This is a genomic window from Geothrix sp. 21YS21S-4 (genome assembly GCF_030845995.1).
GTDB lineage: Bacteria > Acidobacteriota > Holophagae > Holophagales > Holophagaceae > Geothrix.
Genome location: NZ_CP132719.1, coordinates 1,242,993 through 1,255,815, shown reverse-complemented (window position 1 = coordinate 1,255,815; position 12,823 = coordinate 1,242,993). Strand labels below are relative to the sequence as shown.

17 protein-coding genes and 1 pseudogene are annotated in these 12,823 nt (G+C 68.2%); 15 read left to right on the top strand and 3 right to left on the bottom strand.

All coding sequences use genetic code 11. The annotated features are described in order from the left end of the window. Positions 1-4: 4 nt before the first annotated feature. Entirely contained in the window at positions 5-691 is a 687-nt protein-coding gene (rpe, locus tag RAH39_RS05695) for a ribulose-phosphate 3-epimerase (RefSeq protein WP_306591841.1), read from the top strand. On the opposite strand, the gene RAH39_RS05690 is transcribed toward rpe, so the two are convergent. Together RAH39_RS05690 and RAH39_RS05685 are read right to left on the bottom strand one after the other, a co-directional pair. Further along, on the bottom strand, positions 660-938 hold the full coding sequence (locus RAH39_RS05690; RefSeq protein WP_306591840.1) for a GIY-YIG nuclease family protein: 279 nt from the start codon (positions 936-938) through the stop codon (positions 660-662). The two genes, rpe and RAH39_RS05690, sit on opposite strands and share 32 nt — an antisense overlap. Next, positions 935-1,729 (bottom strand): hypothetical protein, encoded by a 795-nt coding sequence (locus tag RAH39_RS05685; protein ID WP_306591839.1) that lies wholly within the window; start codon positions 1,727-1,729, stop codon positions 935-937. Before RAH39_RS05685 ends, RAH39_RS05690 begins: the two co-directional genes overlap by 4 nt. Positions 1,730-1,877: 148 nt before the next feature. Between RAH39_RS05685 and hutI the strand changes: the two genes are divergently transcribed. Next, on the top strand, positions 1,878-3,083 hold the full coding sequence (hutI, locus tag RAH39_RS05680) for an imidazolonepropionase (RefSeq protein ID WP_306591838.1): 1,206 nt from the start codon (positions 1,878-1,880) through the stop codon (positions 3,081-3,083). Between the two features lie 143 nt (positions 3,084-3,226). Here the strand turns inward: hutI and RAH39_RS05675 are convergent, their stop codons facing one another. After that, positions 3,227-3,460 carry an HP1242/YdcH family protein gene (locus RAH39_RS05675; protein WP_306591837.1) on the bottom strand — a complete coding sequence of 78 codons (234 nt, stop codon included), beginning with the start codon at positions 3,458-3,460 and terminating at the stop codon, positions 3,227-3,229. Positions 3,461-3,606: 146 nt separating this feature from the next. Between RAH39_RS05675 and RAH39_RS05670 the strand changes: the two genes are divergently transcribed. The 13 genes and pseudogenes from RAH39_RS05670 (at position 3,607) to RAH39_RS14060 (ending at position 12,754) form a co-directional block, all read left to right on the top strand. Continuing rightward, on the top strand, positions 3,607-4,548 hold the full coding sequence (locus tag RAH39_RS05670) for an ABC transporter ATP-binding protein (protein WP_306591836.1): 942 nt from the start codon (positions 3,607-3,609) through the stop codon (positions 4,546-4,548). A gap of 85 nt (positions 4,549-4,633) precedes the next feature. Continuing rightward, complete coding sequence (gene guaB / locus RAH39_RS05665) at positions 4,634-6,094, top strand: IMP dehydrogenase (RefSeq protein ID WP_306591835.1); 1,461 nt, start codon at positions 4,634-4,636, stop codon at positions 6,092-6,094. Between the two features lie 37 nt (positions 6,095-6,131). Continuing rightward, positions 6,132-6,629, top strand: coding sequence for a GxxExxY protein (locus tag RAH39_RS05660; RefSeq protein ID WP_306591834.1), 498 nt, complete (start codon positions 6,132-6,134; stop codon positions 6,627-6,629). Continuing rightward, the gene (locus RAH39_RS05655) at positions 6,614-7,906 is read left to right on the top strand and encodes a dihydroorotase (protein ID WP_306591833.1); all 1,293 of its coding nucleotides are present in this window, start codon (positions 6,614-6,616) and stop codon (positions 7,904-7,906) included. The genes RAH39_RS05660 and RAH39_RS05655 overlap by 16 nt, the downstream gene beginning before the upstream one ends. Before the next feature lie 172 nt (positions 7,907-8,078). Beyond that, positions 8,079-8,531, top strand: coding sequence for a hypothetical protein (locus RAH39_RS05650; RefSeq protein ID WP_306591832.1), 453 nt, complete (start codon positions 8,079-8,081; stop codon positions 8,529-8,531). A gap of 35 nt (positions 8,532-8,566) precedes the next feature. After that, a complete protein-coding gene (locus tag RAH39_RS05645; RefSeq protein ID WP_306591831.1) occupies positions 8,567-8,782 on the top strand; it encodes a hypothetical protein in 216 nt (71 codons plus the stop codon). Positions 8,783-8,950: 168 nt separating this feature from the next. Further along, the gene (locus RAH39_RS05640; protein ID WP_306591830.1) at positions 8,951-9,220 is read left to right on the top strand and encodes a DUF2789 domain-containing protein; all 270 of its coding nucleotides are present in this window, start codon (positions 8,951-8,953) and stop codon (positions 9,218-9,220) included. 105 nt (positions 9,221-9,325) lie between these two features. Continuing rightward, a complete protein-coding gene (locus RAH39_RS05635; protein WP_306591829.1) occupies positions 9,326-9,910 on the top strand; it encodes an O-methyltransferase in 585 nt (194 codons plus the stop codon). A 26-nt stretch (positions 9,911-9,936) separates the two neighbouring features. Then, positions 9,937-10,299: a bleomycin resistance protein gene (locus RAH39_RS05630; protein WP_306591828.1), complete on the top strand. Its 363-nt coding sequence runs from the start codon at positions 9,937-9,939 to the stop codon at positions 10,297-10,299. Between the two features lie 28 nt (positions 10,300-10,327). Beyond that, positions 10,328-10,876 (top strand): cysteine hydrolase family protein, encoded by a 549-nt coding sequence (locus RAH39_RS05625; RefSeq protein WP_306591827.1) that lies wholly within the window; start codon positions 10,328-10,330, stop codon positions 10,874-10,876. A gap of 28 nt (positions 10,877-10,904) precedes the next feature. Continuing rightward, positions 10,905-11,828 (top strand): PLP-dependent cysteine synthase family protein, encoded by a 924-nt coding sequence (locus RAH39_RS05620; protein ID WP_306591826.1) that lies wholly within the window; start codon positions 10,905-10,907, stop codon positions 11,826-11,828. Positions 11,829-12,001: 173 nt separating this feature from the next. After that, positions 12,002-12,355: pseudogene (locus RAH39_RS14065) on the top strand (VOC family protein); the annotation flags it as partial. Positions 12,356-12,376: 21 nt separating this feature from the next. Next, on the top strand, positions 12,377-12,754 hold the full coding sequence (locus RAH39_RS14060) for a nuclear transport factor 2 family protein (protein ID WP_373467351.1): 378 nt from the start codon (positions 12,377-12,379) through the stop codon (positions 12,752-12,754). Positions 12,755-12,823: the final 69 nt, after the last annotated feature.

The following is a 12,823-nucleotide window of genomic DNA, read 5'->3' as shown; positions in this document are numbered from 1 at the left end:
GGCCATGGACCTCCGCCCTCCCGCCCCCCTCCTGGCGCCCTCCCTCCTGTCCGCCGACTTCGCGCGGCTGGGCGAGGAACTGCGGACCATCGAGGCCGCGGGCGCGCAGGTGGTGCACGTGGACGTGATGGACGGCCGCTTCGTGCCGAACATCACCATCGGCCTGCCCGTGGTGGAGAGCCTGCGGAAGGCCACCGCCCTGCCCCTCGACTGCCACCTGATGATCGTGGAGCCCCTTCGCTACGCCGCGGACTTCGTGAAGGCCGGCGCCAACTGGGTGAGCGTCCATCAGGAGGCCGATCCCCACCTCCACCGCACCCTCGCCGCCATCCGCCAGGCGGGCGGGAAGGCCGGGGTGGTTCTGAATCCCGGGACGCCCGTGGAGACGCTGGTGGACCTGGTGGGCGACTTCGATTTCGTCCTGCTGATGAGCGTCAATCCTGGCTTCGGCGGCCAGAGCTTCATCCCCCGTGTCCTGGACAAGGTGCGGCGGCTGGACGCCCTCCGCAGCGAGCGGGGCGTCCCCTTTTTCATCCAAGTGGACGGCGGCGTCGGATCCAAGAACGCCGCCGACCTCATCCGCGCGGGGGCCGACTGTCTCGTGGCCGGGAACGCCGTGTTCAAGGCCGAGGATCCGAAGGCGGCCGTGGCGTCCCTGCTCAGCGAGATGCGGTCGGGCCGCACAGCCTGAGCTTGGCCTCCCGCGGCAGGCGCTTGAGCGCCCGCTCCCGCCGGAGGGCTTCCGCCTTCGAGCCGCAGGTCTCCCAGTACGCCAGTTCCAGCGGCCCTCGGCCCCGCGTGTACTTGGCGCCCTTCCCTTCGCGGTGGAGGGCCAGCCGCGCCGCCACATCCAGGGCAATCCCGCAGTAGAGCGTCCCGTCGCCGCAGCGGAGGAGGTACACGGTCCAGGCCGCCGCGCCATCAGGCGTTCCCGTCATCGATCCAGCCCCAGGATCTCGCGGATCCGCGCCATCCCCTCCCGCTCGCCCCGCCCTTCGGGGACATGGAGCACCACCAGGATGGGCCCCCGTCCTCCCGCCACCCAGGCACTGGTGCGGGAAGGGTCGCCGGGGATCGGGGCCGTGGCCGTCTTGAACCACCAGCCCTCCTTGCCGAGGAGATCCTTCACCTCCACCCAGAAGCCCGCCAGGTAGCGCCGCCCGAAGGTGACCACCTCCGTGCGGTCCGGCTCCATCAGCCAGCGGAGGAAGGCCTCGGGACTGGTTCGGAGCAGATCGCCGCGCCCCACCCAGGCCGCCGTCAACGCCGGAAGGCGATCGCCGGGGGGCAGGCGGCGGCCGAGGAAGGGCCCGAAGGCTTCGTCGACCCGGAGCCGCGCTCCCTCGGGCCCGTACAGCTCCGTGTTTTGCGTGGAGGACTCCCCGATCCAGGCCAGAAAGGCCGCATCGCAATCCCTTTGAAGCGCCCCCGCCAGATCCACCCGGCCGTGGCCCTTGGGTTCCCGACAGGCGGGCGCGCCCCCGCACCGGAACCGCACCCCCCGCGCGGACCAGTCCGCTCCCTCCAGCTTCATCCACACCAGCTTCGCGAGGTCCCCCATGGGCGCCTCCGTCCGCGCCGCGCCGTAAGTGCGGACCTCGTCCTCCCCCAGCGCGATGGCCAGCCCCTCGCCAGCTTTGAGAGTCGGCGCGGGTACCGGAGGGGCCACCGTTTGGGCCACAGCCCCGAAGCTGAGAAGGAAAGCGAGCAGAAGCGACGGACGAATCATGGCGGGATACCTCGACGGAAATTCGGATCGAAAGGTCGAGTGGGGCTGAAGAAGAGGTTCGCATGGCGCGCCCATCCCCTCCTTGACGTTCTGTCTCGAACGGTCCCCTGCCCCTTCCTCCGCCGCCCTCCCCTGCCAAACTGCTCCCATGTCGGACCGCCGCGTGCTCGTGAACCTCCGGGGCCTGCTGACCCCCGATCCTGCCCGGACGTGGGCGGTGGACCGCATTCCGGACGCCGTCCTGGCCCTGGAAGGGGACCGCGTGGCCTGGATGGGTCCGGCGGCGGACCTGCCCGTCGCCTGGGCGGACGCTCCACAGGTGGACGGCGGCGGGGCGTGGGTGACGCCGGGCTTCGTGGATCCGCACACGCACCTGCTATTCGGCGGCAACCGCTCCGGAGAGTTCAACCGGCGCCTCCAGGGGGCCACCTACCAGGAGATCGCCGCGGAAGGTGGCGGGATCCGGGAGACCGTCCGCGCCACCCGCGGCGCCACGGTCGAAGAGCTGGTGGCTGTGGGCGAAACGCGGCTGCGGGCCTTCCGCGAGCGAGGCGTCGTCCACCTCGAATGCAAGACCGGCTACGGGCTGGAGCTGGAGTCGGAGTCCCGCCTCACCGCCGCCTACGCGGAACTGCAGCGGCGCGGCTGGAGCCTCGACGTGACCCTCCTGCCCGCCCACGATCTGGCGCCGGAGTTCAGAGGCGATGCCGAAGCCAACGCCCGCGCCGTGGCCGAGGACTGGCTGCCTGAACTGGTGCGCCGCCACCCCGGCGTGGGGCGGTTCTGCGACGTGTTCGTGGAGACCGGCGTCTACACGGCGGACCAAGGCCGGCGGGTCCTTGAGGCCGGGAAGCGCCTGGGCCTGATCCCCCGGGTCCACGCGGACGAGCTGTCCTGGACGGGCGGCGCGGAGTTGGCGGCGGAGCTGGGCGCCGCCAGCGCGGATCACCTCATGTTCTGCAGCGACGCGGGCATGAAGGCCATGGCCGCCGCGGACGTCACGCCCGTCCTGCTGCCGGGAACCACGCTGTTCCTGGGGATGCGCGACTGGGCGCCCGCCCGGAAGATGATCGAAGCCGGGTGCCGCGTGGCCCTGGCGACGGACTTCAACCCCGGCTCCTGCCCGTGTCTCGACCCGCTCACCATCCTCCGGCTGGGCTGCCTTCAGCTCCGGATGACCTTCGAGGAAGCCTTCACGGCCCTCACCCTCCATCCCGCCCGAAGCCTGCGCCGCGATGACCTGGGGCACCTGCACCCCGGCGCCCGCGCGGAGGTGCTGCTGTGGGACGTGGAGGACATGCTGGAACTGGTCTACTGGGTGGGCGAGGCCTATCGGCCGAGGTTCCTGTCCTGAAATGAATGGATTTGAACCGCAGATGACGCCGATTTGCGCAGATGAAGGGCCGAAGAATGGCGGCTTTCCATCGGCAGCCCTCTGCGGTTAAAAAAACAAAGCCCCGGGCCGATTCCCGGGGCTTTTCCCGCGAGCGCGGAAGCCTAGTGTTCGGCGCGGTGGGAGGCTTCCTGCACGATGCTGTAGATGCGTTCCTTGGCGCGCAGCTTGGTCTTCTTCAGTTCCACCTCTTCGAGGGACTCCTTGGCCGACAGGCTGGGCTTTCTCTGGAGATCGCCGAGGCGCGTGTCGGCGGCCCGGTGTTCCTCCATCAGCTTGCGGAATTCGAAGTGCTCCTTCATGAGGCGGTCCTGAAGTTCTGGGCGCAGAAAATCCATGAAACCTCCATGCCTTAGGCGGGGCGGGTGGTCCCGCGGGTGGGTTCGGTGGACCAAGGGTAGGACGGGGAAAGGGGGCGTCAAGAGCCATTCTTGACCCGTTCGAAACCCTTTGATCCCCATCACTTCCGTGGCATTCTCCGGGAATGTCCCTCACCGTCGACGCACTGCTCCTGGAACGGGCGGACGGGGTGCGGCTGCTGGGACCCCTCAGCCTCCAGGTGGCCCCCGGCGACCGGCTGGGCCTGGTGGGGGAGAGCGGCTCGGGCAAAAGCCTCCTCACCCGGGCCATGTTCGGCGTCCTGCCGCCGGGCGTGAGGCAGGCGGCAGGGTCCCTCGCGGCCTTCGGGACACCTCTCGACCCGCCAGGTCCGGCCCGGGACCGGATCCGCGGGAACCGGCTGGGTTGGGTGCCCCAGGAACCCGGTCGGGCCCTGAATCCCCTCCTCACCCTCGGCGAGCATCTGGGCCTCCTGCCGCGCATCCATCGGGGAGAGTCCTCCCGCACGGCGGCGACACGGCTCGCGCCCCTTCTGGAGCGCCTCCGGCTCCCCTCCGATCCGGCCTTCCTGGCCCGCTTCCCCCATCAGGTGAGCGGCGGGCAGCGCCAGCGGTTGGTGCTGGCCATGGCCCTCTCCTGCGAGCCCGACATGCTGGTGCTGGACGAGCCCACCACCGCCCTCGACCCGGCAGCGGAAGCGGCCTTCCTGGATGTGACCTTGGACCTCCAGCGGGAACGGAACCTCGGCTTCCTGTGGATCACCCACGACCTCGATCTGGCCCGCCGCGCCTGTGACCGGCTCCTGGTCCTCTACGGCGGCGAGGCCATGGAGGCCGGCCCCGCTTCCCGCCTGCTCGCCACCCCCCGACACCCCTACACCGCCCGCCTGGTGGAGGCGGCGCAGCGCCAGCCGTCCTCCGAATCCGGGTTCCTGCCGGTTCCCGGCGAACGCCCCGGGGGCTGCGCCTTCCGGCCCCGCTGCCCTTCCGCCTCGGAATGCTGCCTGGACCCCGGGCCCTGGCAGGGAACGCCTTCCGACGGCTGGCGCTGCCCGTTTCCCCTGGAACTCGCCGCTGAGCGGACGTGACCGCCAAGGCTGGAAGCCGCGCGCCGGCCATGAGACCATGGGATGCAAGGTCCCGCAGGCCGCGGGCCCGGAAGAAGGCTTCCCGATGCTGACCTTGCCCCTGATGCGCGCCCTCACCTTCGACGACGTCCTGCTCGTCCCAGGCTATTCGGAGATCCACCCTAACCAGGTGGACCTGAGCACCCGGCTCACGCGGGACATCGGGCTCCGCATTCCCCTGATGTCCGCCGCCATGGACACCGTGACGGAAAGCCGGATGGCCATCGCCCTGGCCCAGTTGGGCGGCATCGGCATCGTCCACAAGAACCTCAGCCCCGAGCGCCAGGCGGAGGAAGTGGACAAGGTGAAGCGGTCCGAATCCGGGATGATCACCGACCCCATCACCATCGGCCCCGACGCGCCCATCCGCGACGCCGAGGCCCTGATGGCCAAGTTCCGGATCAGCGGCGTGCCCGTGGTGGAAGGCCACCGGCTGGTGGGGATCCTCACCAACCGGGACCTCCGCTTCGAGACCCGCTGGGACCTGCCCGTGCGCGAGGCCATGACCAAGGACAACCTGGTGACCGTGCCCGTGGGCACGACCCTCCAGGAGGCGAAGGGCATCCTCCAGAGGCACCGCATCGAGAAGCTGCTGGTGGTGGACGCCGACGGCCAGCTCAAGGGGCTGATCACCGTCAAGGACATCGAGAAGTCCATCGAGTACCCCAGCGCCTGCAAGGACACCCATGGCCGCCTGCGCGTGGGCGCCGCCGTGGGCGTGGGCAAGGAGCTGCTGGACCGCGCGGGCGCGCTGGTGGAGGCCCAGGTGGACGTGCTCTGCCTGGACAGCTCCCACGGCCACAGCCGGGGCGTCCTCGACGCCGTGAAGGCCCTCAAGAAGGCCTTCCCGAACCTCCCCCTCGTCGCCGGGAACGTCGCCACCTACCAGGGCGCCAAGGACCTTGCGAACGCCGGCGCCGACGCCGTGAAGGTGGGGATCGGACCCGGCTCCATCTGCACCACCCGCATCGTCACCGGCGCCGGCATGCCCCAGATCACCGCCGTGGCCGAGGCCAGCCGGGCCTGCCGGGAGGCGGGCATCACCTGCATCGCCGACGGGGGCATCAAGTTCAGCGGCGACGTGGCCAAGGCCATCGCGGCGGGCGCCGACTGCGTGATGATCGGCAGCCTGTTCGCCGGCACCGACGAGGCCCCCGGCGAGACCATCTTCTACGCCGGCCGCACCTTCAAGGCCTACCGCGGGATGGGCAGCCTGGGCGCCATGAAGCAGGGCAGCAAGGACCGCTACTTCCAGGACGGGAAGGACGACGCGAAGCTGGTGCCGGAGGGAATCGAGGGCCAGGTCCCCTACAAGGGCCGCATGGCCGACCTAGTCACCCAGCTCATGGGCGGGCTGCGGGCCGGCATGGGCCTCAGCGGCGGCGCGTCGGTGCCCGATTTCCAGCAGAAGGCCACCCTCGTCGAGATCAGCGGCGCCGGCCTGCGCGAAAGCCACGCCCACGACGTGATGATCACCAAGGAAGCGCCAAACTACCGGATGGAATAGGACAAAGCGGAACACCGATGAACACTGATAAAAGCTGATGAACACCGATCAAGCAAGGGCGGCCCGCGTCGATCACGATCCGCTGACCGAGGCTGTCATCGGATGCGTGTTCAAGGTGGCCAATGCGCTGGGTTCGGGGTTCCTGGAAAAGGTGTATGAAAACGCGCTGGCCTTTGAACTTGAAAGGGCTGGCCTGGTCCATCAGCAGCAGGTTCCCATCAGCGTCCATTATGAGGATCGCGTCGTCGGGACTTACATCGCGGATCTCGTGGTGGAGGGATGCCTTCTTCTCGAACTGAAAGCCTGCCGGGCCTTGGAGGAGATCCACACGGCCCAGTGCCTGAACTATCTCAAAGCCACCCGCCTTTCCACCTGCCTCCTCATCAACTTCGGCCTTCCCAAACCCCAGATCAAACGCCTTTCCCGTCGACCGTGTTTTCGGTGTTCATCAGCTTTTATCAGTGTTCATCGGTGTTCTTCTTTTAATCTCTTGGACATCGGTGGTTTTCTGGAGTTCCCATGTCCCTCCTCGTGAAGAACGTCCGCCTCGTGGATCCCTCGCAGAACCTGGACGGGCCCGGCGTGCTGCTGGTGACGGACGGGACGGTGGAGGCGATCGCTGCGGACGCGGCCGCGATTCCCAAGCGCGAAGGCACCGAGGTGCTGGATGGTGGCGGCGCGGTCCTGGCGCCGGGGTTCGTGGATCTCCACGTGCATTTCCGCGAGCCGGGGCAGACCCGCAAGGAGAGCATCGAGACCGGCAGCCGGGCGGCGGTGGCCGGAGGGTTCACATCCGTGTGCGCCATGGCCAACACCAAGCCCGTGAACGACAGCGTCGCCATCACGGAGATGATGCTGGCTCGCGCCGAGAAGGCCGGCCTCTGCCGCTACTTCCCCATCGGGACCGTCAGCCGCGAGATGAAGGGCGAGGAACTCGCGGACATGGGCACCCTGAAAGCCGCGGGCTGCGTGGCTTTCAGCGACGACGGGCTGCCCATCGGCAACGCCGCGCTGATGCGCCGGGCGTTGGAATACACCCGCTGGCTGGAGGTTCCCATCGTGGCCCACGAGGAGGATCGCGACCTCGCAGGCAAGGGCTACATGCACGAAGGGGCCGTCAGCGCGTCCCTCGGCTGCCTGGGCATTCCCGCGGCGGCGGAAGAAGCGATGGTGGCCCGGGACCTCGTCCTGGCGGAGCACACCGGCGGCCACCTGCACCTGGCCCACCTCAGCACCCGGGGCTCCATGCGCATGGTGCGAGAGGCCAAGGCCCGGGGACTGAACGTCACCTGCGAAGTGACGCCCCACCACTTCGCCCTGTCGGACAAGGAGCTGATGAAGTTCGACAGCGACCACAAGATGAACCCGCCTCTGCGGACCGAAGCCGACATCCAGGCCGTCCTGGAGGCCCTCGCCGACGGCACCGTGGACGCCATTGCCACGGACCACGCCCCCCACGGCTGGGACGACAAGGAAGTGGAGCTGCCCATCGCCGCCTTCGGCGTGATCGGCCTGGAGACCGCCCTGCCCCTCACCCTCGAACTGCTGGTGAACCGCAAGGTCATCGACCTGGCCCGCGCGGTCGCCCTCCTGTCCTGGAAACCGGCCCAGGTCTTCCACCTGGATCGCCGCGGCCTGGGCACCCTCGCGCCCGGCTCCCCGGCGGATTTCGTGCTCTTCGATCCCCAGGCCACCGTCCAGGTGGACCGCGCGTTCATCCAGTCCAAGTCCTACAACACGCCCTTCAAGGGTTGGAGCCTCCCCGGCAAGGTGGTCGGGACGTGGGTCGGCGGAAAGCGCGTCTGGGGCTGAGCCTCGAAGATTCCCTCCAGATCGGCATTGACGGATGGCCCCCGTGGGGATTCCCTGGAGGCGGTCCGTCCTTGCTCATTCGAATCCTGAATCAGGCGAAAGCCCTCGCGCCATCCGGCTGATTTCTTCCCGGGCGCCGGCGGGACCTGGAGCGCCTCGAAAGGAGTCCTTCATGAGAATGCCGTTCGTCCTTTCAGCGGGCATGTGCCTGCTTATCCACACAGCCTGCATTCCAGTTCTGCATCCCAGGCTCTTTCTTTATCCGGTGAAGGGACCCTTTTCAGATCAAAGTCCCGCGCTCGCCATCACGGCCTCCACGAGCGGCCTCACCTCCGGCTTCATCTCCTTCCAGTTGCCCAGTGGGGAGGCGTGCGAAGGCCCATGGGCGCGCGTTCCGCCGGGTCAGATGACCTCGGAATTGTCCGGCTCCTGGGACCTCCTATTCGGCCAAGGCTATTACACGGCCCATGTGCTGGGGTCCAAGTGGCATGGGAAATCCAAGATCCTCGGCAACCGGGGCACGGAATTCCAGCTCGAGTTTTACAGAGAGGAAACCAAGGACGCTCCCCTGCTGGGCGTGGCCAAAGATACGGCCGGAAACGTATACAAAGTCACCCAGTCTTGACGCTCCCTTCCCCGAAGTTCCGATTGGAGGATCCGATGATCAAGTTCTCGTCCACCATCCTGCTCCTGGGCATCTTTTTGGGGAGCGCCTCGCCCGCCCTCGCGGGCCGGTGCACGGGTTCCCCCAGTTGCCGCGCTTGCCGGAACTGCAGTCGCTGCAAGCACTGCAATGCCGGAGGCACCTGCGGGGTCTGCGCTCCCCACAAACAGGCGAAACCCAAACTCCGGACGACGCCCCCGGCCCGCCCCTGAGGTGTGAGCCCCGGACGGGCTCAACTCGAAACCCACTTCCCCCCTTCGGAGGGAGAGGATGAGATCGCTTCATCAACGCGCCGGTTGACTGTCTTTTTTTACCAATTCAAAATCACACCTCATCTTCCCTAAAGGGGGCCTACTCTTTCCCATGGAGGGCTCCCCTCGATGAACGGCAACCTTCATTCCGTCACCCACCATTCGATGACCGACCTCTTCGTCCAGTTGGGCCTTCCTTCCCAGCCGGCCGAGATCCAGGCGTTCATCGAATCCAACTGCCCGCTCGACACCCACATCCCCCTCTACCAAGCGCCCTTCTGGAGCCTCTCCCAGGCCCAGTTCCTCCGCGAGCAGGTCCAGGACGACGCGGATTGGGCCGGCATCATCGACAAGCTGGATACGGGGCTGCGGCGACCGGTGAAGCCAAGCGGGAGTTGACCGAGGGCCAAGATCCTCTTGGATCGCGCGGGCTCCGGCTCGGCGAATCCCGGTGTCCCTTCTTCATGGCGCCGAGTTACCGTGTGGGAAATCCCCGGAGCCCCTATGTCCCTTCCCGTCCTCCTCCGCGAACTCGAAGCGTTCGGGCAGAGCAACGACAGCGCGATCGCGGAGCGCCCGCGCCGGATGCTCAACATCACCCGGGACACCGGGGAGCTGCTGGCGGTGCTGGTGCGCGCGATGGGCGCCCGGCGGGTGCTGGAGATCGGGACGTCGAACGGGTATTCCACGCTGTGGCTGGCTTCGGCGGCGGAGGCCGTGGGCGGGCGGGTGATCACGGTCGAGTGGTCCGAGTTCAAGTGCGGCCTCGCGGCCCGGAACTTCGAGCGGTCGGGGCTTTCCGAATTCATCACGCAGGTCCAGGGGGAGGCCGGAGCGCTGCTGCAGAGTTCCGCCGAGGCCGGTTTCGACCTCGTGTTCCTCGACTCCGAGCGCTCCGAATATTCCGCGTGGTGGCCCGACCTCAAGCGGGTGCTGCGACCGGGCGGGCTGCTGGTGGTGGACAACGCCCTCTCGCACGCCGCGGAAATGGCGCCCTTCGTGGCGCTGGTGGCCGCGGATGCCGACTTCGCCACCTGCACCGTGCCCGTGGGCAACGGCGAATTCCTGGCCACGCGGGCATCGGCCTGAGGACGCGGATCCATCCCGGAGCCCCCATGTTCCAAGTCGCCGTTCCGCTCCTTCACGTCTCCAACGCCCGGAAGGCCGAGGCATTCTACTGCGGGGGCTTGGGCTTCCGGAAGGCCTCCTCCAGCGCCGCCGACGGGGCGGATCCCTGCTATCTGGCCCTCGAACGGGACGGCGTCTGGCTGCACCTGTCCTCCCACGCGGGGGACGGCGTGGCGGGGAGCGCCGTCAACCTCTTCGTCGAGGACGTGGACGCCCTCCGCGCGGAATTCGCGGGCCGGGGCCTGCCCATCCCCCTGGAGCCCACGGACCAGACCTGGGGAAACCGGGAGATGTATCTGAGGGATCCGGACGGCAACAGCGTCCGCTTCCTGACTCCCAAGCGGAGCTAATCTATTCCTCTGGTTTCCTGAGGTTCCCATGGCTGCGGCGCTTCTGCTGATCGACATCCAGAACGACTACTTCCCCGGCGGGGCCATGGAGGTGGTGGGCGCCGAGGCCGCCGCCGCGCAGGCCGGGAAGCTGCTCGCCGCCTTCCGGGAAAAGGGGCTGCCCGTCATCCACATCCAGCATGTGAGTGCCCGGCCCGGGGCGACCTTCTTCCTGCCGGGAACGCCCGGCGCGGAATTCCACGCCTCCGTCCAGCCCGCGCCCGGCGAGGCGGTGTTCAAGAAGGCGTTCCCCAGCGCCTTCAAGGAGACGCCGCTGCTGGAGCATCTGCGCGCGAACGGCATCTCCCACCTGACGGTCGCGGGAATGATGACCCACATGTGCATCGACACCACCCTTCGGGCGACGGCGGATCTCGGCCTCACCTGCGCCCTCGCCCAGGACGGCTGCGCCACCCGCGCCCTGGCGTTCAACGGCGTCCAGGTGCCCGCGGAAAACGTCCAGGCGGCCTACCTTGCGGCCCTGAACGGATTGTTCGCCAAGGTCCTCCCCACCGAGGAACTCTGCGCGGCCCTCTGATTCCTTCCCACCGGAAAGGAAGCGGACGATGTCTCCCATCCACCCGAACATCCTCGATGCCATCGGCCGGACGCCGCTCGTCGCCCTCCACCGCCTGGCACCCTCCAATGGCTCCCGCATCCTGTTGAAGGTGGAAGCCGGGAATCCCACGGGCAGCATGAAGGACCGGATGGCCCTCGCCATGATCGAGGCCGCCGAAGCGAGCGGCCGCCTGCAGCCGGGCGGCTTCGTCGTGGAATACACCGGCGGCAGCACCGGGGTTTCGCTCGCGCTGATCTGCGCCGTGAAGGGCTATCCCCTGCGCATCGTGACGTCCGACGCCTTCGCCCGGGAGAAGCTGGACCACATGCGGATCCTGGGAGCCGAACTCCAGGTGGTGCGGAGCGAGGGCGGCGGGATGACGGAGCGGCTCACGCGGGAGATGGTGGAAGCCGCCGGGCGCATCGCGGAACAGCCCGGCAGCTTCTGGACGGACCAGTTGAACAACACCGACCAGCTCGCGGCCTACGAAACCCTGGCGACGGAAATCTGGGAGCAGACGGGCGGCGCCGTCGACGCCTTCGTCCAGAGCGTGGGCACCGCGGCCTCCTTCCGGGGAACGGCGGAAGCCCTGCGCCGCCGCGACGGGCCGATCCGCCTCGTGGCGGTGGAACCCGCGGAATCGCCCGTCCTGTCCGGCGGGAATCCCGGCGCCCACCGGATCGACGGAATCGGCGCCGGATTCGTCGTCCCCCTGTGGCGCAAGGACCTGGCGGACGACATCGAGCGCGTCTCCACGGAGGAAGCCACGGCCATGTGCGGTCGCCTGGCGCGGGAGGAGGGCCTGTTCGCGGGAACCTCCACCGGCGCCAACGTCGTGGCCGCGCTCCGGCTGGCGGAACGCCTGGAACCGGGCGCCACCCTCGTCACCGTGATGTGCGATACGGGGATCAAGTACCTCAGCAAGCTCTGATGCCCCTCTGCATTCAAAAAATACGGATCACCACCAAGGCACGAAGGGCACAAAGAACCGCATCCCCAGGGGGGTAGAGCTTTTCTTGGCGGCTTGACGGAGAAAAAACATGGCGAAGCGCTATCCCGCCGCCCGCGAAGCCCCCGCGTAACCCTCTCTGGCAGGATGAAGCGATGAATCCCGTCTCCCATTTCGTCCTCTACGTGTCCGACCAGGCCCGCAGCGCGGCGTTCTACGCGGCGGCACTGGGATACGGGCCCCGGCTCGATGTCCCGGGGATGACGGAATTCGAACTGCCCGGCGGCGGAATCCTGGGGCTGATGCCCAAGGCGAACGCCCAGCGGCTGCTGGGATCGGGCGTGGACCTGACGGGTCCCGATCTCCCGCGGGCGGAACTGTACCTCCAGATGGCGGACGCCGAGGCCGCCCATGCCCGCGCCCTGGCGGCCGGGGCGAAGGAACTCAGCCCGTGGCTTCCCCGCGACTGGGGCCACGCCGCGGCCTATTCCCTGGATCCCGACGGCCACGTCCTGGCCTTCGCGCGGCCCCTGGGCGAAGCGGCCTCCTCGCGGCCCAGGGCCGTGGTCGCCGCCTGGGTCGAGGCCTTCAACCGCGCCGACGTGGCGGCCCTGAGCGCGATGTACCACGAGGACGCCATCAACCACCAGGTGGCCGAGAGCCCCGTGGAAGGACGCGTTGCGATTCAAGCCATGTTCGAGCGGGAATTCGCCGCGGCGGAGATGGTGTGCGTGGTGGAGAACCTGTTCGAGGACGGCGAGTGGGCGATCCTTGAATGGCGCGACCCCCTGGGCCTCCGCGGCTGCGGCTTCTTCCGCGTGGTGGAAGGCCGCATCGCCTTCCAGCGCGGCTACTGGGACAAGCTCAGCTTTCTCCGCCAGCAGGGGCTGCCGATTCCGCGGGATTGATGCCGTTTTGCATCCAAAAGAATCACCACCAAGACACCAAGAAAAGCTCTGACTCAAGCTCTTTTTCTT